The sequence below is a fragment of the Erythrobacter alti genome (genome assembly GCF_037996805.1).
In the GTDB taxonomy this organism is placed as follows: Bacteria; Pseudomonadota; Alphaproteobacteria; order Sphingomonadales; family Sphingomonadaceae; genus Alteraurantiacibacter; species Alteraurantiacibacter alti.
Map to the genome: position 1 here is coordinate 46,255 of NZ_JBBNAX010000011.1, position 23,889 is coordinate 70,143.

25 protein-coding genes are annotated in these 23,889 nt (G+C 61.9%); 6 read left to right on the plus strand and 19 right to left on the minus strand.

The window, feature by feature from the left end; genetic code table 11:
* Positions 1–16: 16 nt before the first annotated feature.
* The 9 genes from rpsG to AAC850_RS13210 all read right to left on the minus strand — a co-directional run bounded on the left by rpsG (position 17) and on the right by AAC850_RS13210 (position 8,978).
* Positions 17–487 carry a 30S ribosomal protein S7 gene (gene rpsG, locus AAC850_RS13170; RefSeq protein WP_340589290.1) on the minus strand — a complete coding sequence of 157 codons (471 nt, stop codon included), beginning with the start codon at positions 485–487 and terminating at the stop codon, positions 17–19.
* A 53-nt stretch (positions 488–540) separates the two neighbouring features.
* Complete coding sequence (gene rpsL / locus AAC850_RS13175) at positions 541–912, minus strand: 30S ribosomal protein S12 (protein ID WP_340589291.1); 372 nt, start codon at positions 910–912, stop codon at positions 541–543.
* A 605-nt stretch (positions 913–1,517) separates the two neighbouring features.
* Positions 1,518–2,753: a pre-peptidase C-terminal domain-containing protein gene (locus tag AAC850_RS13180; protein WP_340589293.1), complete on the minus strand. Its 1,236-nt coding sequence runs from the start codon at positions 2,751–2,753 to the stop codon at positions 1,518–1,520.
* 86 nt (positions 2,754–2,839) lie between these two features.
* Positions 2,840–3,361 carry a GNAT family N-acetyltransferase gene (locus AAC850_RS13185; protein WP_340589295.1) on the minus strand — a complete coding sequence of 174 codons (522 nt, stop codon included), beginning with the start codon at positions 3,359–3,361 and terminating at the stop codon, positions 2,840–2,842.
* Between the two features lie 14 nt (positions 3,362–3,375).
* Entirely contained in the window at positions 3,376–4,188 is an 813-nt protein-coding gene (locus tag AAC850_RS13190; RefSeq protein ID WP_340589296.1) for a M90 family metallopeptidase, read from the minus strand.
* 46 nt (positions 4,189–4,234) lie between these two features.
* Positions 4,235–5,023 carry a LysR family transcriptional regulator gene (locus tag AAC850_RS13195; protein ID WP_340589297.1) on the minus strand — a complete coding sequence of 263 codons (789 nt, stop codon included), beginning with the start codon at positions 5,021–5,023 and terminating at the stop codon, positions 4,235–4,237.
* 151 nt (positions 5,024–5,174) lie between these two features.
* On the minus strand, positions 5,175–5,576 hold the full coding sequence (gene apaG / locus AAC850_RS13200; RefSeq protein WP_340589473.1) for a Co2+/Mg2+ efflux protein ApaG: 402 nt from the start codon (positions 5,574–5,576) through the stop codon (positions 5,175–5,177).
* Between the two features lie 104 nt (positions 5,577–5,680).
* The gene (locus AAC850_RS13205) at positions 5,681–7,681 is read right to left on the minus strand and encodes an alpha/beta hydrolase family protein (RefSeq protein ID WP_340589298.1); all 2,001 of its coding nucleotides are present in this window, start codon (positions 7,679–7,681) and stop codon (positions 5,681–5,683) included.
* A 76-nt stretch (positions 7,682–7,757) separates the two neighbouring features.
* On the minus strand, positions 7,758–8,978 hold the full coding sequence (locus tag AAC850_RS13210; RefSeq protein WP_340589299.1) for a trans-sulfuration enzyme family protein: 1,221 nt from the start codon (positions 8,976–8,978) through the stop codon (positions 7,758–7,760).
* A 68-nt stretch (positions 8,979–9,046) separates the two neighbouring features.
* On the opposite strand from AAC850_RS13210, the gene AAC850_RS13215 reads away from it, so the two are divergent.
* A complete protein-coding gene (locus AAC850_RS13215) occupies positions 9,047–10,333 on the plus strand; it encodes a phospholipid carrier-dependent glycosyltransferase (protein WP_340589302.1) in 1,287 nt (428 codons plus the stop codon).
* Positions 10,333–11,166 (plus strand): SAM-dependent methyltransferase, encoded by an 834-nt coding sequence (locus AAC850_RS13220; RefSeq protein ID WP_340589303.1) that lies wholly within the window; start codon positions 10,333–10,335, stop codon positions 11,164–11,166. The genes AAC850_RS13215 and AAC850_RS13220 overlap by 1 nt, the downstream gene beginning before the upstream one ends.
* Before the next feature lie 61 nt (positions 11,167–11,227).
* On the opposite strand, the gene AAC850_RS13225 is transcribed toward AAC850_RS13220, so the two are convergent.
* From AAC850_RS13225 to AAC850_RS13255, 7 genes are all read right to left on the minus strand, one after another.
* Positions 11,228–11,638, minus strand: a complete 411-nt coding sequence (locus AAC850_RS13225) for a hypothetical protein (RefSeq protein WP_340589304.1) — start codon at positions 11,636–11,638, stop codon at positions 11,228–11,230.
* Between the two features lie 96 nt (positions 11,639–11,734).
* Entirely contained in the window at positions 11,735–12,901 is a 1,167-nt protein-coding gene (locus AAC850_RS13230; protein WP_340589306.1) for a glycosyltransferase family 2 protein, read from the minus strand.
* Between the two features lie 61 nt (positions 12,902–12,962).
* Positions 12,963–14,021, minus strand: coding sequence for a 3-isopropylmalate dehydrogenase (gene leuB / locus AAC850_RS13235; protein ID WP_340589307.1), 1,059 nt, complete (start codon positions 14,019–14,021; stop codon positions 12,963–12,965).
* Between the two features lies 1 nt (position 14,022).
* Positions 14,023–14,622: a DNA repair protein RecO gene (recO, locus tag AAC850_RS13240; protein WP_340589308.1), complete on the minus strand. Its 600-nt coding sequence runs from the start codon at positions 14,620–14,622 to the stop codon at positions 14,023–14,025.
* 82 nt (positions 14,623–14,704) lie between these two features.
* Entirely contained in the window at positions 14,705–14,980 is a 276-nt protein-coding gene (locus AAC850_RS13245) for an accessory factor UbiK family protein (RefSeq protein WP_340589309.1), read from the minus strand.
* Between the two features lie 36 nt (positions 14,981–15,016).
* Complete coding sequence (locus AAC850_RS13250; protein ID WP_340589310.1) at positions 15,017–15,568, minus strand: TspO/MBR family protein; 552 nt, start codon at positions 15,566–15,568, stop codon at positions 15,017–15,019.
* A 112-nt stretch (positions 15,569–15,680) separates the two neighbouring features.
* Positions 15,681–16,451 carry a TlyA family RNA methyltransferase gene (locus tag AAC850_RS13255; protein WP_340589311.1) on the minus strand — a complete coding sequence of 257 codons (771 nt, stop codon included), beginning with the start codon at positions 16,449–16,451 and terminating at the stop codon, positions 15,681–15,683.
* A 95-nt stretch (positions 16,452–16,546) separates the two neighbouring features.
* On the opposite strand from AAC850_RS13255, the gene AAC850_RS13260 reads away from it, so the two are divergent.
* From AAC850_RS13260 to AAC850_RS13270, 3 genes are all read left to right on the plus strand, one after another.
* On the plus strand, positions 16,547–17,116 hold the full coding sequence (locus AAC850_RS13260) for a hypothetical protein (protein ID WP_340589312.1): 570 nt from the start codon (positions 16,547–16,549) through the stop codon (positions 17,114–17,116).
* A gap of 478 nt (positions 17,117–17,594) precedes the next feature.
* Positions 17,595–18,671: a branched-chain amino acid aminotransferase gene (locus tag AAC850_RS13265; protein WP_340589313.1), complete on the plus strand. Its 1,077-nt coding sequence runs from the start codon at positions 17,595–17,597 to the stop codon at positions 18,669–18,671.
* Between the two features lie 11 nt (positions 18,672–18,682).
* Complete coding sequence (locus AAC850_RS13270) at positions 18,683–19,729, plus strand: TIGR00341 family protein (RefSeq protein ID WP_340589314.1); 1,047 nt, start codon at positions 18,683–18,685, stop codon at positions 19,727–19,729.
* 12 nt (positions 19,730–19,741) lie between these two features.
* Here AAC850_RS13270 and AAC850_RS13275 read toward each other — a convergent pair whose 3' ends face one another.
* On the minus strand, positions 19,742–20,371 hold the full coding sequence (locus AAC850_RS13275; RefSeq protein WP_340589315.1) for a glutathione S-transferase: 630 nt from the start codon (positions 20,369–20,371) through the stop codon (positions 19,742–19,744).
* On the minus strand, positions 20,364–21,347 hold the full coding sequence (gene trhO, locus AAC850_RS13280; protein ID WP_340589316.1) for an oxygen-dependent tRNA uridine(34) hydroxylase TrhO: 984 nt from the start codon (positions 21,345–21,347) through the stop codon (positions 20,364–20,366). Before trhO ends, AAC850_RS13275 begins: the two co-directional genes overlap by 8 nt.
* Before the next feature lie 121 nt (positions 21,348–21,468).
* On the opposite strand from trhO, the gene AAC850_RS13285 reads away from it, so the two are divergent.
* Positions 21,469–22,191 carry a leucine-rich repeat domain-containing protein gene (locus AAC850_RS13285; RefSeq protein ID WP_340589317.1) on the plus strand — a complete coding sequence of 241 codons (723 nt, stop codon included), beginning with the start codon at positions 21,469–21,471 and terminating at the stop codon, positions 22,189–22,191.
* A 35-nt stretch (positions 22,192–22,226) separates the two neighbouring features.
* Here AAC850_RS13285 and AAC850_RS13290 read toward each other — a convergent pair whose 3' ends face one another.
* Positions 22,227–23,885: a dipeptidyl-peptidase 3 family protein gene (locus tag AAC850_RS13290; protein WP_340589318.1), complete on the minus strand. Its 1,659-nt coding sequence runs from the start codon at positions 23,883–23,885 to the stop codon at positions 22,227–22,229.
* Positions 23,886–23,889: the final 4 nt, after the last annotated feature.

Genomic DNA, 23,889 nt, shown 5'->3' on the forward strand with positions numbered 1-23,889 from the left:
TCACAAGCAGAACGGACTACCAGCGGTAGTGCGAGAACGCGCGGTTGGCATCCGCCATGCGGTGCGTATCTTCGCGCTTCTTCACCGCGTTGCCGCGATTGTTGGCCGCATCCATCAGCTCACCCGAAAGACGGGCGCTCATGGTGGTTTCGGCACGACCGCGCGCGGCCGTGATCAGCCAGCGGATCGCCAGCGCCTGGGCACGTTCGGGACGCACTTCGACAGGCACCTGGTACGTAGCACCACCAACACGGCGGCTGCGCACTTCGACCTGCGGCTTCACATTGTTGAGAGCTTCATGGAACAGCTCGACCGGATTGGCCTTCGCCTTGGTTTCAACCGTTTCAAGGGCGGAATAGACGATGCCTTCGGCAACAGCCTTCTTACCGTCCAGCATGAGGTTGTTCATGAATTTCGACAGCACCTGATCACCAAACTTGGGATCGGGCAGGATGACCCGCTTTTCGGGACGACGACGACGTGACATTTTGCAAAAACTCCTTCGGAGTGGTCGCTCGCACATGGCAAGCGCCCTGAACCTTACTTCGGACGCTTGGCGCCGTACTTCGAACGGGACTGGCGGCGATCCTTGACACCCTGCGTGTCGAGCACGCCGCGCAGCACGTGGTAACGCACACCGGGAAGGTCGCGTACACGGCCGCCGCGGATCAGCACCACGGAGTGTTCCTGCAGATTGTGGCCCTCGCCCGGGATATAGGCGATGATCTCACGCTGGTTGGTCAGACGGATCTTCGCAACCTTGCGCAGTGCCGAGTTCGGCTTTTTCGGGGTCGTCGTATAGACGCGCGTGCAAACGCCGCGCTTCTGCGGGCTGGATTCCATCGCCGCAGACTTGCTCTTCTTGACGATGGGACTGCGGCCCTTGCGGACCAGCTGGTTGATAGTCGGCATTCGTTTCTCTTCACCTGATCTTCTGGTGCGACGACATTGTCGCCCCAGCGCGCCCCATTCGGGCGCAAAACCGGTTCCCACTTTTGCTAATGGGAGCGCGGCGCCTTGCAGCAACGCAATCCCATAGCGAGGCGAGAACCTGGCCTCTTGGCACCGTTGGTCTGTGTGGATTGTCCGTAAGTTCGTGCAAGGCCTGTCCGGTCGATCCGGTCTGCCAAGGGACAAAGCCCAGGGCCGCCGGAGGCGGATGCTGCACGAGCCTGAAAACACTCCACCCGCACCAATGGCACCGGGTTACTTTGACGGCAGCCCCGGCGGTATCGCTACCGCCCCAATAGAAAAGAGCCCCTCACTTCAGCGAGGAGCCCCGGGACAAATCCGGCAATGTTCAGCTCTATCTGACCGACGCTGGCACAAGGCTGGCTTCGGATGGAGGCGCACTTAGTTGGATTTGGGCGGGGGGTCAAGGGTCGAAGCCATCGCACCTCACTCGTCACATGAGTCATCAAGGAAGCCGAACTCGGGAAAAATTTTCCGTTCTGTCCGACAAACTTGACATGCCCCCCCTAATTTTCCCTCACCCTATTTCTCGGTGACCCTCGCCGCTACTCGACCGGGGTGATCTGTACCGGCGGAGGAACCATGCCGATGTCGTCGTAACCCTCGACACGCGATTCCATGCCCTCGGTAATCGTCAGCGTGTAGGCACCGCGCGAACCGCCATAGGCCTGCACCCGGATGCGCATCATGTCGAGCAGGCCGGGGTGGTCCGCCAGCAGGCCGAGGTCGACCGGCAGCAGCGCGTTGAGCGAGCCTGACCCGTCATCATCCGAAGTCGCCACGGCAAAGCCCAGCGGCGTATCGAAGCCCAGTTCCACAAACGGATCGATGCTGCCGCCAAAGTCGGGATCGCCCTCGTCCGAGGCATCCATGCGGATCGTCACCTGCCCGTCACCATTGCGGATCGCGGCAATCGCGGCGGGATTGAGCTGGTACATGATCGTGCTCGGCAGGTCGGAGCTGTCCTCCCACTGCGAGCCGAGTTCGCCGGTGGCCGTGTCGTCCAGCCCGATCATCTGCAGCGGCAGTTGCGCCGCAATCTCGCGCCGTTCGCGAACACGCAGGGTGAAGTCGCCCGTGCTCTCTCCGTAACCCATCGCCGCGATGGTGTAGGTGCCGGCCTCGTCAAACGTGTGGCGCAGCAGCGAGTTCAGCCCGTCGCCGCCGTCATCGTCGTAATTGATCGCCTCTCCGCTGGCGTCGCGCAGTTCCAGATAGGGGTCGAGCTCGCCTTCGGACAGCATTGCGACCTCGATCGTGTCGCCGGCCTGTGCCTGGAAGGTGAACAGGTGCGGCTCTCCCTGCACGGAGCCGGTTTCGCGCGCTCCGAACGTCACCGTGCGGGTGGCCGGCGCGGTGTAGGTGCTGGTGGCAAGCCGCAGGTCGAAGCTGCCGCCATATTCCTCGCCGTCTTCCATCCAGGTCGCATCGAAGCTGTTGACCGAGATCACGATGCGGCGGCCAGCGTCCTCGCCGCGAATGCGCACGCGCGAGTTGAGATCGTCACCCCCGTCATCATCCTCGGCAATCACGTCGCCGCTGACAGCGTCGGTCACGGTTACGATCGGATCGAGGTCGGAGGTCGAGATCACGTCGATCTGCATCACTGACCCGGCAGGCACGTTGACTTCGAAGGTTGCCGGTTCGCCAGAAACACTGCCCTGGAACACGCGAACATCGCTTTGTGCCTGGTCGAGATTGACCTGCGCACTGGCGACGACAGGCGTAAGCAGCGCTGCGGCACCGATCAGCAGTGCAGTCTTGTGAAATCCGAATCGCATGTAATTTCCCCCGTTCTGAAAAATGATTTGCCCTGTTGCTATCAATGATAGCGACACGTTTCTAGGAACATGTCACTGAACCGGCCCTATCCCTGCCATTCATCGCTCAGAAGGCCGAACAGCCAGCTGTCACACCAGCCGATGTGGGTTTTCATCGCATCGCGAAGATGCGCCTCGCGGGTAAACCCCAGAGCGAGCAGCAATCGCGCCGAGGCCGTGTTGCGCGGGTCGACGTCGCCAAAGATGCGATGATAGCCTTCGCGGCGGAACAACTGGGTGATGAGAGCCGTCATGCATTCTCGTGCGATGCCCTGCCCTTCATGACCGGGCACCATGATGTAGCCGATTTCCGCCACCTCTTGGTGCGGGGAACTCGTGAACATGCGGAACACCGGTGCACCGCCATCCTTCGGCTCTGCCACCCACGACCGCCCGGCCTTCTCATCGAGCAGGTAATCCTGCAGCGCAGCGCGGTCTGTGAAGGGTCCGCATGACCAGTAACGCATCTGGCTCTTGCTCGAGAAGGCAGGCCAGAAGGTGTCGACGTCCTGTTCTGTCGGAGCGCGGCAGGTGAAGCGGGGCGTGGTGAGGATCGGGACTTGGGTCATGTACTCGCAGGCAATCAGCTCCACTTGGCCGGATCAAGTGCGAAAAGCTCGGCCAGTTGTTCGTACAGCTCCGGTTCCTCTTGCAACATGGCCCGCGGCTTCTCGAAAAAGGTAACGGTGGCCTCGGCAAAGAACTCCTGATGGTTTGTCGCGCCATAGGGATCGATCAGCGTGGGATGTCCGCTTTCCATCCGTCTCACATGGCCATGATAGGCGTCGAGCATTGCCTTCTCCCATCGCGCGTACTGCTGCCCCTTGCGCAGATGGGGGATGCCGTTGGTGTGTCCGGTCAGGGCATCGAGCTGGTGGGCGAATTCGTGAATGACGACATTGTGGCCGTCTTCCGGATTGAGCCCGCCACGCAGGGCATGGTCCCACGAAAGAACAACCGGCCCACGGGACCAGCTTTCACCTGCCGTGCCGATATCGCGTTCGTGAACCAGAAAACCGTCGTGTTCGCCTCGCCCCGTACTGAACGCTGACGGATAAATCAGGATGGTGCGCAGCGTATCGAACCAGACCGGGCTGTTGACGACCAGCAGGCAAGCTTGCGCGGCAATGGAAAGCCGCATCTCTTCCTTCAGTTCGATGCCGTTATTCCCGTGAAAAGTAACCTGATCAAGGAACAGGTTGATCTTGCCTTCGAGGCTCGGTCGCAAGGATTCCGGCAGACGGCGAAGTATGGGTACGAGCCTCGCCAGCATCTCCCGCTGCTGCGGTGAAAGCGGCGTCGCCAGAAGCCGCTCCCGCTTCCGCCTTCGCGAAATGTAGCGGTACGACAGGCCCAGCACCACGAGGGCGAGGAGGACAAGAGGGAGATAGCTCATCGGGCGGCGGCCGGGCACTTGATCGGGAATGGCAGGATCGCCTCTCTCACCCCACCAGAAACTCCACCAGCGCTTTCACCTTCTTCTGCCGCCATTGCGGGCGCGGGGCGAGGAGCCAGTAGGCGCGGCGGCAGTCTTCGGGGTCGCCGATCATCTCCAGCCGTCCGTCTGCCAGCGCATCCTCCACCAGCGGCATTGGCAGGCTGGCGCGGCCCATTCCGGCCAGCACCGAAGACAGCACCTGCCCCGCGTTGCCGACCTGCAGGCCGACATCAGCGCCTGCGGGCGGCTCGTAAGTCGGCCAGCTGATCCAGCTTTCCGGTGCGCCGGGCGCGGTTACTGTCACGCGGCAGCCATTGATAAGCTGCTCACCTTCTAGATCGTCCGGCCCGTCAACCAGACGGATCGCCAGGTCGAGATTGCTTTCGGTGAAATCGGCGTTTTCATCCGCCACCAGCAGGAAGCGGGCGTCGGGGTTCGCCTCGCGAAAGCGCGCCAAACGCGGGGCGAGCCATTGGGCGTAGAATTCACGCGGCGCAGCTATGGCGAAATTGCTGCTCGACTGGCCTGCCTGCATGGCCTGCACGCTTTCCTCGAACCGCAGGAATCCTTCGCGCAAGGGATCGAGACCGGCCTCCGCCTCATCGGTCAGTTCCAGCCCCTTGGAAGTGCGCCGGAAAAGCACCACGCCGAGCACATCTTCCAGCGCGCGGATTTGCTGTCCCACGGCGGCAGGCGTCACCGCCAGCTCGTCTGCCGCACGGGTGAAGCTGAGATGGCGCGCGGCGGCGTCGAATACGCGCAGGGCGTTGAGAGGCAGGTGTGTGCGTTTCATTCCGGTTTCCTGACATCGCCTCTATGAAGGAAGCGCCGCTGCGGCAAGGTGCTTGACCGCATCGCATCCCGGTACCGCAGCGGAGCGAAGCCGGACGAATGTATCCGTAAGGTTGCTGGCCGAGCGGTGATTGAACCGCCGTCGCCTGAAACTAAACGGAAGAATCCGCAGGCGCGGCAAGCGGGAAGAACGGGATTGCTGCTTCGAACAGATCGCCATCGGCATCGACGAAGGTGTAGAAGCCTTCCATCGTGCCCTGGTTGGTGTTGAGTTCGCAGCCTGACACATAGTCATGCGTCTGCCCCGGCTGTAGCAGCGGAGTTTCACCCACCACACCTTCGCCATCGACAATGTTCACCATTCCGTTCGAATCGGTGATCCGCCAGTGGCGGGACTTCAACTGGATACGTTCGCTCCGGCCGTTTTCGATGCGGATGTGATAGACCCAGAACCATCGACCTGCCCCGACGCGCGATTGCTCCGGCATAAAGCTCACAGCTACTCTCACGGTCACACCCTTGGTGATCGCAACATGTTGGAACAGGGACGAGATTGCGTTGACTGTCATGCCCCGATCTTAGCTATTATCCGTGACGGGAGCAAAGGAACCCGTCGCGCCTTGGCAAGGAATCACCCGCGCCGTGTCCTGCGCGCAACTCAATCGGCTGGATTATGCCGCGCAAGGAAATCGACAATCGCATCGTAATAGGCCTGCTCGTCCTCGGGATTGTAGAACCCGTGCCCTGAATCCTCCAGCGCCAGCGTCTCCAGCTCTATGCCGGCATTGTCAGCGCGGCCGACCATAAGTTCGAACTGGTCGAAGGGTACGCGGTTGTCCTTTTCGCCATGCACAAGCAGCACGGGGCGCGTCAGACGGCGGACCTGCACGGCGGGCGAGACATCGTCGAGATCGAAATTGGTCTGGTCGCCATCGATTCGGTCCCAATGTCGCCCGCGATTGCGCCCGAACAGATAATCGCTGTCGTGCGCCAGTTGCCGCTCGAAATGCATGACGCCTGCAAAACTCACTGCACAGCGATAGATTTCCGGGTTTCGGATCGCGCCCCAGACGGCGGCGAAACCGCCGTAGCTGGATCCGATCATGCAGACCCTATCGGGATCGACCGTGCCCTGCGCGACCAGATGGGCGACAACGTCATCGAGGTCGTCCTGCATGACGCGCCCGACCTGGCCATGGCCAAGCAGTTCGAAGCTCTCGCCAAAGCCGCCCGATCCGCGATAATTGGGCTGGATCACCGCATATCCGCGATTGGCGAGCAATTGCACCATGTCGTTGTAATCATCCCAGTCGCGAACGCCGTAGGGGCCGCCGTGGGGGTGGACGATCAGGGGCAGGTTCGCCGCATCGCGCCCGCGTGGCAGCGTGAGATAGCCGTGGATGGAGGTGCCATCGCGGGCCTCGTAACGCATTGCCCGCGGGGTCGCGAGCATCTCGGGCTGCAGGCCGGGGCGATACTCGGCAAACAGCGCCAGATCGCGTTCACCCGGGGTGAAGACATACAACGCTCCGGGATCTGCCGGGCCCGATTGCAGGACCAGCATCCGTGTGTTGCTGTCATCGATATCAAGGATCGTGACATCGCTCCCGGGCAGAGCGGCACCCAGTTGCTCACGCCAGCGTCGGATCTGCGGGTCGAGCCATTCGCGGCGGTAGTTTTCGCCCGCGTAGCCGACTGCAATCGGCGTCCTGTCCGGCCCGAATACGACCGACGACACATCTTCGTCAGCCGACTGGAACACGATCCTGCCCGGCTCGCCGGTGGAGAAATCGAATTCCATCAGCGCGCGACGCTCCCCGCCGGGTGGAACGGCAATCGAATAACCGACATCGCTTCCGGCACGCAGGCCCATGAAATCCCAAAGATCTCTTGCATCGGTGTCGTCGAGGCGTACCCGCGCAACGGTCTCCCAATTATCGCCGGCATTGCTGCGATAGCGCATTCCCAGCCGCCTGCTGTATCCGCGAACGCCCAACCCGATGCGCACCACTCCGGTTTCGTCGGCAAGCCATGATCCGACCGAGTTCTGGCGGGATTCCACCTTCACGCCGCGAATTTCGTCGTCATGTTCCTCGGATGTCAGATCGAAACGCCAGACGTCGGGCGGACGACCCCAGCCTTCGGCGATTGCCACCAGCACGAAGCCGGCATCATGGTTGGTATGGATGATGTTGTCGCCATCGAAGCTCATCCGATTAAGGACCAGCGGGCGCAACCTGCGCGCCTCCAGGTTGAACGACACAAGGCGGCTAAATCGCAGGTCGTAGCGACTGTCACGACCCAGCATCGACAGTAGCAGCCGTTCGTTACCGGCCCAGCGGAACCACTTGAAATCATCCGGCTCACCGAGCGCAATCCCGCCCACCAGCTCGCGAGTGCTGCTGTCGAAAACGCTGAGGTACATCTGGTCGTCGCGCAAGACCGTGAACGCAAACCGCGAGCCGTCTGGCGACAATCTTGCCGAGTTGAAACTTGAACGTGAAGCGAAAGCCGAGGTGGGAATTACATCGGGGATTTCGCTCGCCTGGACTTCGGTGACCACGGCCGGTGCAGCATCCTGCGCCAGGGAAGCCGACGCTGGCACAAGCCATAGCGCTGCCGCAGCAATTGCCCCGAAAACGAACCGAAAAAACCCCATATGCCCCTCCATTTTCATGGAGAGACTATGTGGTTTTCACCCAATCGCAAGAGATTTATCGCGCCTTTTCCACGGCCTAGAGCCCGAGCTTGCCTAGCGCCCGGTCCAGATCCTCGATCAGGTCGAGCGGGTCTTCCAGCCCGACGTTGAGCCGTAACATGCCATCCTCGATCCCCGCCTCAGCGCGCCCCTCTTCGCCCATGTTATAGTGGGTTGTGCTGGCCGGGTGGCACATCAGCGACTTCGAGTCGCCGATATTGTTGGAGATGTCGATCAGCTCGAGCGCGTTGCATAGCGCCATGGCCTGTCGCTGGCCTTCCGACCCCTCGCCGGGCGCAAAAAATGCGAAGATTGGCCCCGCCGACACCATCTGCTTTTGCGTGAGCGCATGTTGCGGATGGCTGGGCAGGCCCGGATGGAGCACGCGCAGCCCACGGTCTTCGAGGAATTGCGCCACCAGCAACGCATTGGCGCTTTGCGCAGTGGCGCGCAGCGGCAGCGTCTCCAGCCCCTTCATCACCACCCAGGCATTGAATGGCGCACAGATCGGGCCGGTATTTCGCTGGAACGGGCTGAGCTTTTCCTCGATCCATTCGCTGCTGGCACAGACCGCACCGGCCATCACGCGGCCCTGCCCGTCCATGAGCTTGGTCGCCGAATAGGCCACCACGTCGGCGCCGAAATCCATCGGCCTTTGCAACACGCTGGTCGCAAAGGCATTGTCGACCACCGTCGTGATCCCCTTGCTGCGTGCGAGGCCGCAGACAAACTCCAGGTCGACCAGGTCCATCGTCGGGTTGGCAGGCGTTTCAAAGAAGAACGCCTTGGTATTGGGCTGCACCGCTGCTTCCCACGCGGCATTGTCGGTCCCGTCGATAGCCGTGTGGGTGATACCGAAACGGTTGAGCACATTGTCGAGGATCCAGCGACACGACCCGAAGGCGGCGCGTCCGGCGACCACGTGATCGCCTGCGCTGAGCATACACAACAGGGAGGATGTCATCGCTGCCATGCCGCTCGCCTGCATCAGGCAAGCCTCGGCGCCCTCCATCGCCGCGATGCGTTGCTGCGCCATTTCAACCGTGGGGTTCTTGAAGCGCGAATATTGCATCCCTTCAGCCTCGCCCGCGAAACGTGCGGCGACTTCCTCGGCGCTGTCGTAGGTGAACCCGCTGGTGAGATAGAGCGCCTCGCTCGTCTCGCCATGTTCGCTGCGATGCGTGCCCGCGCGCACGGCTTGTGTGGCAGGGCGCCATTTGGAGGTGATGGCGGGGTTCGATGCGATGGTCTTCTTCATATGGCGCCGAGTGTTAGGGGTGCGCGGCGCGTTTGCCAATTGCCCTTGAGCGCGCTGGCGATTAACGCATGCCATTCCTTATGAGCGCGCCGCCCGACCATCCCCGCGATCCCTTTGCCCTGAACGCCATCATCGCGCTGGCCTTCGCCGCCTTGGCATTCGTGCGGATCGGTATTCCGAGCGAGCCCTATTTCGACGAGCTCCATTACCTGCCGGCTGCCCGCGCCGTGCTGGATCTGGGCTTTGCCACCAATCTTGAGCACCCGCCGCTCGGCAAGCAATTGATTGCCCTGGGCATCTGGCTGTTCGGGGATACGCCGCCGGGCTGGCGCCTGCCGAGCATTGTGTTCGGCACAGTCGCGCTGTTCGCGGCGATGCGCGCGGCGTGGTTTTCCAGCCAGACCCGCGCCGCCAGCCTGCTGACCGGATTGTTTGTCGGCACCAATTTCCTGCTGTTCGTCCATTCCCGCATCGCCATGCTCGACATCTTCATGGTGAGTTTCCTGATGGTGGCGCTGTGGATGTTCGCCGGGGCCGTGCGCGAAAACGAGACGGGCCGCTGGCGCCTTGTCCTCTGCGGCGTAGCGCTTGGGTGCGCAATGGCGAGCAAGTGGAACGCCATTCCCATCGCAATCCTGCCCGGTCTCGCCTTTTTCGCAGCGCGCTGGAAGGCAGAGCGCCGCCGGTTGATCCTCTCGACCCGCGGCTGGCCGGTGGCGGGCATATCCTTGTGGGAAGCGGCCATCTGGCTCGGTGCGCTGCCATTGGCCGTCTATGCCCTCACCTTCTGGCCATTCCTCTTCTGGAGCGTGCCGCAGGGCAATCCGACCGGGCTGGTCGACCTGCACCAAAACATGCTCGCGCTGCAAACGCAGGTGCCCGAAAGCCACCCTTACCAGAGTGTCTGGTGGCAATGGATCGGGAACAGCCGCGCCATCTGGTATCTCTACGAGGAGGTGGACAACGCGCATCGCGGGGTAATGCTGATCGGCAATCCGGTGACCATGTGGTTCGGCCTGCTGGCGATGGCATGGTGTGCCTGGGCTGGCTGGCGCCAAAAGCGCAAGGACATGCTGGCGCTGGTCCTGCTCTATCTGGCCAGCCTTGCCCTCTGGGTAGTCGCGCCCAAGGCGGTGCAGTTCTACTTCCACTATTTCCTGCCGGGCATGTTCGTGAGCGGCGCGCTGGCGCTGGGCGTCGAGCGATTGTGGCAGCGCGGGGAACGGCTCGTGCCGTGGGCGCTCTCGCTGGGTGCGCTGGCCTTCTTCCTCTACTGGTTCCCGATCCTCACCGCCGCGCCGCTCGATGATCCGCAGGATTTCCTGCGCTGGGCGTGGATCGAAGGGTGGCGGTAATGTCGATCTGGCGGCGCAGCCTGAGCGGCCTGGCCGCGATTGCAGTTACGCTGGCCATGTTCTCCCTGATCGCTTTCAGCCTTGATGCGAGCGCGGTTCGCGTGGCTCTCGGCATCACGCCGGAACTCGATGTTCCCTATGTCGAAACGCGCTCCGAAATGGTCGATACCATGCTCGACATGGCCGAAGTCGGGCCGGACGATCATGTAATCGACCTGGGCACGGGCGACGGGCGCATCCTGTTCGCCGCAGCGCAGGATCGCGGAGCCCGGGGGCTTGGCGTGGACCTCGATCCGGTGCTTGTCGACGATGCCGCGGACGAAGCAGCGCGCCTCGGCCTGTCCGACCGTGTGACTTTCCGCGAGCAGGACCTGTTCGAAACGCCGCTGCACGAAGCCGATGTGGTGACCATGTTCCTGCTGCCGAGCGTGAACCTGCGCCTGCGACCGCGCTTGCTGGAAGAACTGAAGCCGGGCACGCGTGTTGTCAGCAACCGCTTCGATATGGGCGACTGGCGGCCCGACGAGGTGCGCCGCACTGCCGGATATCCGGCCTATCTGTGGATCGTTCCCGCCGATGTTGCAGGTTCGTGGATGCTCGCTGTCGGGGCGCGATCAATCGCTCTCGAGCTGGAGCAGCAATTCCAGGATGTGACGGGGACCGCCATGATCGACGGACAGCCGCAAGCGATCGCCTTTTCGATGCGCGGGGATCGTCTGCGGTTCAGCCTTGAAATCGACGGTGAATACCGGACATTCGACGGCGTGGTTCGCGACGACAGGATAATACCGGCCGATGAAGCGGACTGGCTCGCCCTGCGCCAATCCGACTGATGCTGATGGCCTGACATGCGGTGCACGGCCTTCTTCCCGCGCACCGCCTGCCAGTTATTGGTTACATCGCTACCGGACGCACGGTGACCGACTCGCCATCGGTATTGGTTGCGGTGAAAGAGCCGTCTTCAGCGGGAGGAGTTTCGTCCCAGCATGTCGGGCCTTCCTCATCCGGATCGAGTGTGTTGCTAAAGCATGTCTGTCCGTCGGCGACCCACCACGTGCCTTCTTCGGTGACATTGCCGTCCGCATCGTAGGATGAATGTGTACCGTCAGCATTAAGCACCGAGGTGCCAACGCTTCCGTCGGGTCCGACGACTTCATGCGTACCGGGCATGGTGCCGTTGGCGGTCACCATCGCGGCAACCTCTCCTTCGGCCATCGCATCGTCTTCGACCACCGGTTCTTCAACCGCTGCCTCGGAACAGGCGACAAGCGCCAGCGGCGCGGCAAACATCAATATCTTCTTCATGTAATTCCCCTCTCCATAACGACCCGAAGGCTGCCTAGCAGTTTGGGAAAGCAGAGGGAATAGATCGGCAGTGCATTGCCGCAGGGGAGCACCGCTCTAGCGGAAACGGCCCCATACGAACTTGCTCGACAGCGCGTAATTCCAGACAGAGGCGATCACGACACCGATCAGCGCGGCAATCCACCAGATCACGCCCTGATCCTCCAGCACGGTCGCGACGGCTACATTGGCAAAGGCGCCGATGGAACACGCACCGCAGAACTTGAGCCAGCCCCAGAACAGATTGTCCGGCCCGTCGAGCTTCTTGTCCCGGTAGGTCAGGAGGTTGTTAAGCCAGAAGTTGAACGTCATTGCCACCATGGTCGCAATGGCCTGCCCCCAGCCGAACGCGACCAATCCGGGCGAATAGACCGCGGCCAGCACCGCCATGTGGACGAACACGCCCAGGCCGCCAACAAGGCCGAACAGCGCGAAACGCACCGGAATGTAGCGGCCAAGATAGCGTTCCATCAGACCGGCCACGAAATCGAGCACCACGCCGTGATCGAGCTTGCTTTCCCCTGCGAGGCGTTCGGCGAATTTCAACGGGAATTCCTTCACTGTGAGGCGCGGCTCGGCAGTCGCGAGAATGTCGAGCATGATCTTGAAGCCTATCCCCGAAAGGTTTTCAGCCTGTTTACGCAGTTGGTCGGTGCGCAGCAGGAAGAACCCGCTCATCGCATCGGTCAGCTCGGTTCCGGTCAATTGGCGGGCGAGCGCGTTGGCTATCCTGGAGCCTTGTTCGCGTCCCTTCGATGACAGGCCATCGGCATTGCCGCCCACGGCAAACCGGCTGGCATAGGCAAGGTCGGCCTCGCCCGATTTCACCGCTGCGAGCATTTCGACGAGCAGCGCGGGGTCGTGCTGGTGGTCAGCATCCATCACCGCCACATAGGGCGCGGCGGTGGCGCACATGCCTTCGATTGCGGCGCTGGCAAGCCCGCGGCGACCGATGCGCTGGATCACGCGGATGCGCGGGTCGCTGCGACCGATGCGGCGCGCCTCCTCGGCAGTGCCGTCATGCGAATTGTCATCGACGAACACGGCTTCCCAGCCGCTCGGGCCGAGCGCCTTTTCCAGCCGCTCCACCATGGGCGCAATATTGTCCCGCTCGTTGAGCGTGGGCAGTACGATAGCGAGATCGAGCGGCGCGGTGCCTTGCGCCTTTGCCAGCGTGGCGACGCTCTCTACCTGCTGCCTGAAATCATTGTGGCTCATATGCATGGGACCGCGTTACGGGGAATTGTTAACCATAAGGTTACCACGGCGGATTTCATGCCGATGCTCAAAGCCGCTCCAGCACGGCATCACCAATGGCCGTGGTCCCAGCCGAACCGCCCAGGTCCGCCCCGAGGATGCCATCGTCCAGCACCTTCGCAACCGCTGCCTCGATACGCGCTGCATCATCATCGCGGCCCAGCGAGTGGCGCAGCAGCATGGCAAGACTGAGGATCATCGCGGTCGGATTGGCCAGCCCCTGCCCGGCAATATCGGGCGCGCTGCCGTGGATGGGTTCATACATGCCGAAAGTGCCGAATTCGGTCTGACGCTCGCCTAGCGCGGCACTGGCCAGCAGTCCGATAGAGCCGACGCACATGCTCGCCTGGTCGGACAGGATATCGCCGAACAGATTGCCGGTGACGATCACGTCGAACTGGCCCGGATTACGCACCAGCTGCATCGCGGCGTTGTCGACATACATGTGGCTGAGCTCAACGTCGGGATAGTCGGCGGCGGTTTCCACGATGACATCGCGCCACAACTGGCTGGTTTCGAGGACATTGGCCTTGTCGACGCTGCACAGCCGCCCCTTGCGGCCCTGCGCGGCGCGGAAGGCGACATGGGCGATGCGGCGCACCTCGTCTTCGGCATAGGACATGATGTCATAGCCTTCGCGCCTGCCGTCACCGGTCTTGCGCATTCCCTTTTCGCCGAAATAGACATCGCCATTGAGCTCGCGCACGATCAGCGTGTCTATCTGGCGGGCAATTTGAGGCTTGAGCGCGGACAGGTCTTCCAGCCCCGGAAACATCTTGGCGGGGCGCAGATTGGCGAACAGGCCAAGCTCGCTGCGAAGGCCAAGGATTGCCTGTTCAGGTCGCAAGTGCCGCTCCAAATCGTCGCAGGCCGGATCACCCACCGCGCCGAACAGCACGGCATCGGCAGCGCGTGCCATGTCCAGCGTCTCTTCGGGCAGAGGGTGGCCGTGGCGCTTGTAGGCGATCCCGCCGACATCGCCTTCGAACACTGTCAGCTGCGGCAACGAAAGCGCATCGAGCACGCGCCGCGCCTCGCCCATAATTTCCGGGCCGATCCCGTCCCCTGCAAACAATGCGATTTTCATGTCAGACCATCCGTCCCAGCAAATCCCGAAGCCGTGTGCGCGCCGCCATAACGTCTCCCCGCCGGTCGGCAAGCAGGTAGTGGTCAAGCGGCTCGGCCAGTTCGTCCATCACCTCGATAATCTGCGCCAGATCGCCCTCGGGCCGGCCGCCTGCACCGCCATAGCCCAGTTCGCGCAGCAACAGCGCCTCGTAACCCACCAGCGCGCTCGCCCAGCCGCGCGCGCTAGGGGCGTTGCAGATTGCATCTAGCGTTCCGCCAAGCGCTTCGTAGAGCGAGGCATAGGGCTGGCGTTCGGGCAGCGCGGTGGCGGTTAGCGCGCACACCCAGGAGATGGCGGCAGCGGGCAACGGTTCGCCCAGCCACGCCCCGCGCGACTGCGTGAGTTCGACCTTGGCAAAGGGCAACTGGCTGTCGGACTTGGCCGAAAGTTGCACTTCCACCGCATTGCCGGGAATGACAACCGGGCGAAGATTGCGACCACGTCCGCCCGCAACATAGCCCGCGATCAATCCGTATTCTTCAGTCAGGAAGCGCGCGACAACCGCTGTTTCGCCATGCTGGCGTGCGGCGAGGAGTATGGCGGGTGCGCGAAGCTGCATCCAGCGCGGTTACTCTGCCGGAGCAATCAGTCCAAGTATGCTTTCGTGGAATCGTGCCCGCGAGCGGTAAGAGAAGCGCGCCTCAATCGTGCTTGGCTGGCGGACCTTCATGGCCGAAGACCTTTGCTTCGAGCGCGTCGAGACGGGTGCGCATCGCGTCTGCCTCTTCGCGAGCCTTGGCAGCCATGTCCTTCACCGCATCGAATTCCTCGCGGGAAACGAAATCCAGGCCGCCCATGGCTTCCTTCATCTTCTCGCGCGCGTTTTCCCGCGCTTCACGGCCCATTCCCGCGAGCGTACCCGCAGCCGAATTGGCAACCTTGACGAAATCGGCGATGATCTTGTTTTCGCTTTGCATGGCCTGAATGTGGTGCTTCTTGAGAGAAATCTCAACTCAAAATTCGTAGGTCTGCACCGCCCCGCTGTCTTCGAATCGAGAAGCGTCGGGATTGAGTTGCAGGAATTGCCAGTTGAGCAGGGTCGCGAACAGGATCCACGCGAGATAGGGAAGCATCAGGATGCCCGCCCATTTGCGTACCTTGAAGAACAGGATCGTCGTCACGATCGCAAGCACATCAACCGCGATCAGCACGTAGAGCGCCAGCGTGATTTCCTGCTGGCCGAAGAATACCGGCGACCACGCAAGGTTGAACGCCAGGTGGACGAGGAAGGCAGCAATCGCCACGCCGCGGCTTGGCGAACCCCAGGCCGAACACACCAGCGCGAAGGCAAAGCCGATCATTGCGTAGAGGATCGTCCAGACGATGCCGAAGGTAGCAGGCGGCGGGTAAATGCCGGGCTTGTCGAGCGACTGGAACCACGCGCTGTTCGCATCGCCGCCCATTTGGCCCGCGACAAAACCCGCCAGCAGGATAGCCGGCACAAGGAAAAGCGCCCAACGCAGGAGGCTGGCGCGCAACTGTCCGGGTGAAGCGAGACGGTTCATCAATATCCCCAAAAATGCCGATTCGGCTTGGGCTTAGTTGTGACGGGCAGGTTGCACAGTGGCAAGCGCTCCGGCCCGAAGTGTCCGCAATGGGGTCAGTCTGGAGAATTTGTCAGGTCATTTGCCCGCGCACGGCGTTGACGAGGAACTCGATGTTGCCCTGCGTTCCGGTAATCGGGCTCTCCGTCAGGCCATCGATGCGCCAGCCGCGCTTCTCCAGCCAATCAGTCACTTCGTCGCACACACGGGCGTGCAGGGCAGGATCGCGCACGATGCCGCCTTTGCCCACCTCTTCACGGGCGACCTCGAACTGCGGCTTTATCAAGGCAACCAGGCGGCAATCGGGTGCGGCGAGCGCGAGCGGGACTTCGAGCACTTTGGCCAACCCGATGAAGCTGGCATCACACACCACCCAATTGCACGGCCGGTCGATCTGCCGGGCGGTCAGCGCGCGGGCATTGGTCTGTTCGAGCACGGTGATGCGCGGGTCTTCGCGCAGCTTCCACGCAAGCTGGTTGGTGCCGACATCCACCGCGAACACGTGCTCCGCACCGTGATGCAGCAGCACCTGCGTGAAACCGCCCGTCGAACTACCGATATCCATCGCCACCGCGCTGGCAGGATCAAGGCCGAAATGCTGGATCGCGTGATCCAGTTTCATGCCTCCGCGCCCGACCCACGGGTGATCGCGTCCGCGCACCTCTATGGCCCAGTTTTCCGCGATTTGCTGGCCGGACTTGTCAATGCGTGAGAGCTTTCCCGGCGGCCCTGCAAATACCAGTCCGGCCATGATCAGCGCCTGCGCACGGCTGCGGCTATCCGCCTCGCCGCGCTCGACGAGCAGTTGATCGATCCGGCTGCGTGAAGGCTTGCGCTCTGCCATGGGCGAAGCGATAGGATGATGGAACCGGACTTGCCAGCCATTGGTTGCCAGAATTGAACAGCAATCGCTTCCCAGACAGAGAGAAGAGCCGACATATGCAGCCACGCCGCACACCATTACTCGCCGGGACAGCCGCTATTGTCGGCGCTTTGGCTCTTGTCGCCTGTATCCCGCCAGCGCCCGAACCCACCCCCGTACCATCGCCCACGCCGACGCCGGTGGTTCAACCCACGGCTCCGCCAACAGTCGTTACACCGACTTACGATAACTGGATGGATGCACCGCAAACGGCGGGCGATTGGACCTATACGGCGCAGGCGGGCCAGACGCTCGCATTGTTCGGCACAGGCACTTCGCGCGGCGATGCTTCGCTGACCATACGCTGCGACCTTGCGACACGGCGCGTCATGATTGCACGGCGCGGCACAGCTTCCAGCCAGGTGCAGATGCGCATCCGCACCGAAACGCAGGATCGCGTGCTGACTGCGGGCACGATGGGCGGGACGTCGGGCGAGCTTGCCGCAGAGCTGAGCGCACGCGACAGCCTGCTTGATGCCATTGCCTTTTCGAAAGGACGTTTCGCGGTGGAGGTCGACGGAGTGCCGACGATCCATGTTCCGGCCTATCCTGAAATCACCCGCGTCGTGGAAGACTGCCGCAGCTGATCGCCGGGCTATATTCGCTGTCGTCAAACCGTCATGGGACGGCTGCGAAGCGAAGGCGGCATTGTGACTGTGAAAAAGAATAAAACAAGACTTGTTTTAATGGACTCGGCGATTCACAAAGGTACCCAAGACCGGCGGTGAATGCAGGTCTCGGGCTCCCGGTGATAGGCAGTCCTGGCTCTCAAAGCGCGAAAGGAGGTGATCCGATGTCTCATGGTTCAGCAGGGAGGTCGGTGACGATCCATGCGGAGCATATTCGGTAGTTACTACTTTCGCCGAGTAAGGCTTCGTGGGCGGTCGCATTGACCGCTGACCATGAAAAGGGCGGTTCCTGTTTCGGCAGGGCCGCCCTTCTCATATGCGACCCGATTTTCGGAGCGTCTAGTACTCGGGAAATCCATCACACCACAAACGCGCTGCAACCCCTTGCCTCTCACAACGCTGCCGCCTAATCGCCGCGCAAGGAGTGAGCACGAACATGGATTTTACCCGCCTTCCCCATCCTGCCCCGGTGCCCGGTGCCACGCGTGACCAGGCGATTGCCGATCCGGGTTTCGGTACTGTCTTCACCGACCACATGATCTCGATCGACTATGACGAGGGCGAAGGCTGGCATTCGGCCACGCTCGGTCCGCGCGGCCCCATCGCACTCGATCCGGCGGCCAGCGTGCTGCATTACGCGCAGGAAATCTTCGAAGGCATGAAGGCCTACAAGCTGGCAGACGGCACGATGGCGCTGTTCCGGCCCGAAGCGAATGCCGCGCGCTTCAACCGCTCCGCCGCGCGCCTCGCGATGCCCGACCTTCCCGAAGAGGTGTTCGTCGAGGCGGTGAAGCAGGTCGTGCTGGCGGACAAGGACTGGTTCCCTGGTGTCGAGGGCGGCTCGCTCTACATCCGGCCCTTCATGTTCGCCAACGAACACTTTCTCGGCGTGCGACCGGCGAAGAAATACAAATTCCTAGTGATCCTCTCGCCTGCCGGAAATTACTTCAAATCGGGCGCGCCTGCCGTGTCCGTCTGGGTGAGCGATTATACCCGGGCAGCGCCGGGCGGAACGGGCGAAGCCAAGTGCGGCGGCAATTACGCCGCCAGCCTCGTTCCCACCGGCGAAGCCTTCGCCAAGGGGCACGATCAGGTGGTGTTCCTCGATGCAGCCGAACACAAGTGGATCGAGGAACTGGGCGGCATGAACCTGTTCTTCGTGTTCGATGACGGCAGCATCATCACCCCGCCCCTGCGCGGCACCATCCTGCCCGGCATCACCCGCGATTCGATCATCACGCTGGCGCGCGAACAGGGCCTTGATGTGCGCGAGGAAATGTATTCGATCGACCAATGGCGCGACGATGCGGCGAGCGGAAAGCTGGTAGAAACCTTCGCCTGCGGTACCGCAGCGGTGGTGACGGCAGTGGGCAATGTCGCCGGGCGCGATGGCGAATTTTCCATCGGCAGCGGCGGACCGGGTCAGGTCACCAGTTCCATCCGCGAAAAGCTCGTCGGCATCCAGCGCGGCACGGTCGAGGACACGCACGGCTGGGTGACACGCCTGGACTAGGATGAAGGGCGATGGCCGCAAGGAAAGTCCTGATCTACCTCGCCGAGCCGCACATCGGCGAACTGGAGCGGATCCTTGCGCGACATTGCCGGCGGTTCTGGCGCGAGGCCGTTCCGGGCGGGCTCGAGAAATACAGCTGCATCGTGCAGCAACGCTATACCGAAAGGCTATTGAACAATCTCGACGCGAGCTTTGGCGCCGACCCTGAATTTCACGCCCATGTCGAAATGCTCGACGCGGTCTTGCCGCCCGTCACCGAAGATGCGGCATCCGAACTGCCGCTCGACACGGACCTCAAACCGCCGACCGCGCTCGAACGCTTCTTCAGCCGCGACCGGTTGAGCACCGACGAGATCTATGAGGATATCGACGAGAGCCTGCACATCACGCCGTCCTACCTGCTGATGGTGACGCTTTCGGCGCTCATTGCAGGGCTCGGCATGCGCAGCGGGCAGACAGCGGTGGTCATCGGGGCAATGATCATCGCGCCCTTGCTCGGCCCCACTATGGGGCTGGCGCTCGCAGCGACAGTAGGTAACGGGCAATTGGGGCTGCGTGCGGCGGGAACGCTGGCAATCGGCTGCGTTTTCGCGGTGCTGGCCGGGGTCGCGCTTGGCCTGCTGGTTCAGATCGATCCGCTTGTTCCGGAACTGCGCAATCGCACCATAGTCCAGCCTTCCGATGTTGCCTTGGCGCTGGCTTGCGGAGCGGCTGGCGTGCTGGCCTTCACCCGTGGCGCTTCGCTGTCACTGGTCGGCGTGATGATCGCGGTTGCGCTTGTCCCGCCGCTCGCCGCTATCGGCATCTATCTTGGTGCCGGTTACACGCTTGCTGCATCGGGGGCGCTCTTCCTGTTCGCGGTCAATCTGGTGTGCGTGAATGTCGCGGGGATTGCGATGTTTCTTATCCAGGGCCTGCCGCCCAAGAACTGGCGAATGACCGGCGGCATTCTGACCGTCTGGGCTGTCATTTTGATCCTGCTGACCTCGATGATGGTCGGACGGATATTCCTGGGGTTTGGCTCGTGGGATAGGGTGCTAGCCAATCTCTCAGGCTGAAACGCCCGCCAACTAAAGCGCCAGCGGAATCGGCGCATCCCCCGGCTTCCACGGCTTTTCGCGCTGCATCACGGTCTTGAACAGATCGCTTTCCAGATGCCCTGCCAGCCATCGCTGGACATGGGGCAGATCGAGCGCGTCGAACCATTCGCGGTCGTGATTGGCGAACTGGCGGATGAAGGGGAAGATCGCGATATCGGTAAAGCCGCGCTGTTCTCCGCATAGCTGGCCGTTCGCCGCCAGCCTTGCTTCCAGTTTGCGCAGGAATTCCTCGCCGCGTGCGCGGTGCGGCAGTGGGTCGCAATCATCGTAGCGGTTGGGATATTTGTAGTGGTCGAGCGCGTGCTTGAACTCCCCGTCGCATTCGGCGAGCAGCTCTGCATCGTGCTGCTCCAGCCAACCTTCGGGGTCGGTGTGGCCGAGTGCCCAGCGCATGATATCGAGGCTTTCTTCCAGGAACCCGCCATCGCTGTGCACCAGCACCGGCACGGTGGCCTTGGGCGAGATGTCGAGCATGGCCTGCGGCTTGTCGGACAGCTTCACCTCACGCAGTTCGCAGCGCGTCCCGCTCACCACCAGCGCCATGCGTGCACGCATCGCATAGGGGCAGCGGCGGAAGCTGTAGAGCACACGGTCAGACATGGTGCTTCTCCCCCTTCTTCGGCAGGATCGCGCCCACATGCTCGACACCCCGCTTGGCGGCGAGCACCTGCTGCTTCTGCCGCTCGCGATAGGAATCGCGCTGTTTCTCGGTCCGCTCGTCATGGCAGGCGGGGCAACTGACGCCGGCTTTGTAGAGCGGGCTTTCGAGGTCTTCGGCGCTCACCGGAAGGCGGCAGGCGTGGCACAATTTGTAGCTTCCCTGCACCAGCCCGTGGCCCACGCTCACGCGCTGGTCGAACACGAAACATTCGCCGCGCCACAGGCTCAGTTCCTCGGGCACGGTTTCGAGATATTTGAGGATGCCGCCCTTCAGGTGGTAGACTTCCTCCACACCTTCAGCGGCAAGGAACGCGGTGGATTTCTCGCAGCGAATGCCGCCGGTGCAATACATCGCGACCTTGGGCGGTGTGCCGTCACCCTTCGCCATCAGCCGCTCCCGCTCGGCGCGGAACCACGCGGGGAAATCGCTGAAGGTCGGCGTCCGCGGATCGAGTGCCCCCTCGAACTGGCCAACCGCCACCTCGTAATCATTGCGCGTGTCGATCACGATGGTGTCGGGGTCGGATATCAAATCGTTCCAATCCTGCGGATCGACATAGGTGCCCGCATTATTCGCCGGATCGAGATCGCACTGCCCCATGGTCACGATTTCGGGCTTCACGCGCACCTTCAAGCGGTGGAACGGCATTTTGGCGGCGCTGGAGAACTTCACCTCGATATCGGCGCAATCGGGCAGCGTGCGGATGTGATCGAGCACCTTTGCGACGCTGTTTGGGGAGCCTGCGATTGTTCCGTTAATGCCTTCATGGGCGAGCAGCAGCGTGCCGCGAATGGAATTGTCCTCGCACAATTGCTGGAGCGGCGCGCGCAGGGCTTCGGGATCGGCGAAGGTCGCGAATTGATAGAGCGCTGCGACGCTCATTGGTGCGTCTGGGGTTGGGGTGTCGGTTGGCATGGGTGAGCCTTTAGCGAGATGCCGGGCTTGCGGCCAGATACTCGTATTCTTTCTTGAGTATGGCTTGGACGAGTTTCTGCTTGGGGGTGCATCAAGACGAGATTGGCACTAAACGTCTTGGATGGATCTCAACGAACATTATCGGTTCTGGCTCCACACTCGAAAGCCGGAATGCGACTATTATGAACGCGCCACCGATATACCGGTCAGTGCATCCTGCGCACGGATCGGTAGGGAAAACGACTCTTTCGCGGGTTTGGGAAAGTTATCGAAGCTCGTCGAATTGGAAGCGTCGAATGCCAATCAGGATATGCTCGAAGAAATATCCCGACTTTCAGCCCTTCAGTACCTGGATCTTGGCTGGCCGCTGGTAGCGAAAGACCTCACTCCCTTGCTAGCGCTCGAAAATCTGCAGGTGCTGAAGATCGACAGCCCGCGACACATGACTGATTTCAGCCCTTTGTCGAAATTACCGAAACTGGAGCGCTTGTTCCTGACGAATGCAAAGCATTGCGACAATCTCGATTGGTTACGGCCACTCAAGAATCAACTCATCGCCTTGGGGATAGAGGGGAGTACGTGGACCAAGCACACCATTCCCACGCTGGAACCACTCAATGGGTTCGCGCTCGAAGCGTTGTTTCTCACCAACACCAAGCTGGCGGATCAGGATCTATCACCTCTGGCTACTATGCGAAACCTGCGTTTTTTGGGGACCGCGCTCAATGCACCTAAAGCCGAATTCATGGCTCTCAAGGCTAGAAACGCAGGCCTTGAATGCAGCTGGTTTGATGAAGCGCTTTGGGCAACCTTCAAGGACCCGAGACCGCCAAAGCAAAGTTGAACAACAGAGCGAAGGCATGAACCGCGGCCGGCCGGTCAGATGCTATCAGGATACAGCGGCCGGATATCCACCGGAATGCTGTCCATCCCCGCTATTGCGGCCTCGGCGTGCTCGTCGAGATGCGCGTATTGTTCGAAAAACGCTTTGGTCCCGTCGTAATCGCCGGTCGCCTGCAGCATCAGTTCGGTCCGCAGCAATTCGGTAAGGCCGCTTTCCAGCCGCGCTTCGTCGATCACGAAAACGCCTGCATCCTCGTCCCAGGCGAAAGCGCCGTAGTCGAGCAGGAAGCCGTATTGCGCCGCCGCGCCCTTGCCGTGGGCTTCCTCGATACCGAAGCGCATGGAGCGGAACAGGCCGGCGAAATAGGTCGCCAGCAATTCGCTCTTTTCCGCCACGGGCAGTTCGCCGCGCTCCATCATGTAAAGGAGGTTGTAGATGCCCATGACATCGGCCTTGCTCTCCTCAAGCGCCGAATATTGCTCGCGCAGTGCCTCGTTCACCGTAGTCTGGCTGCCATCGACGGTGATTGTGCCCGGCCCGAGCGAGTGGCTGAGTTCGTGGAACAGGGTGAACAGCTGCATGTAGCGGCGGCTCACAAGCGCGGCCTGTTCCTCGGCCAACACAACATCGGCAATCGGGTCGAGGATCATGTCGAACTTCGCGCCGAGCACGTTGGACAGGATCACCTTTTTCGCGCCCTTGGCTTCGCGCACGCGCTCGTCATTGGGCAGGTTGAAGGCGATGGTCTGCACGCCGGGCACATTGTCGCCGCCGCCATGCACCTGGTCGGCAACGGCAATGGGGCTTTCGAAGCCGCGGGTGAAATTGTGGTACTGCGCGTCGATGGGCAGGTTGCCCTCCATGTCGCGCAAATAGCCGACATAACGATCAAGCGCGGCGCTTTCGTCCGGGTTCTTGAGCGTCACGAAGCTCTCGAACGCGGTTTTCGTGCCGTAGAGCCGGTCGGTGTAGACTTCGTACGGGCCGATGGCGATTTCGATGGGTGTGTCCTCGAGGTCCATCCACGCCATTTCGCTTTCGAAATAATCGTCCGACTCGAAGCTGTCGGCGCGCAGGTTCAGGAACCGCTTGAGGCTGGCGTTGGTGGTGATCTCCGCCGCCTCGCGCAGCAGAGCCGCGGCAGGTTCGAGGAATTCGGCATATTCCTCGCTGTAAGGGACAGCCACGAAGCCATCACCTTCGCGTTTCACCACGGTATAGGGGCTCATCAGGGCTTCGCGCTGGTCAGGATTGGCTTCGAGATAGGCGTCGAATTCCTCGCGCGTCAGGTCTGCCGGATAGAAGCCTGCGCCCTCGGGCCATTCGGTATCGCCGTAGAAGGGGTGGTTGTCCGCCACGCTGTCCCACGGGCCGAAGTGGCGGTCGAACATGTCGAGCGTGTCAGCATCGCCACTGGCTTCGATTTCGGCGCGCATTTGGGGCAAGCCCTCGCCGCGCTGGCGCAGGTAGATCTCGTCCATGTAACCGCTGGCCTCGATCAGCAGATTGACCACCTGCCGCTCCTCATCGGTGAGGTAGGATGTTTCCGGCGCCATCTCGACATCGGCAATCGTCGCGCGGCTGGCGGCCATGTCATAGCCGTCCGCCGAAGCCTGTTCGGTGGCGGGAGTGCAGGCAGCGAGCAGCGCAACCGGAGCGGTGGCGAGCGAAAGAGCGATAAGGGCACGGCGCATCAGG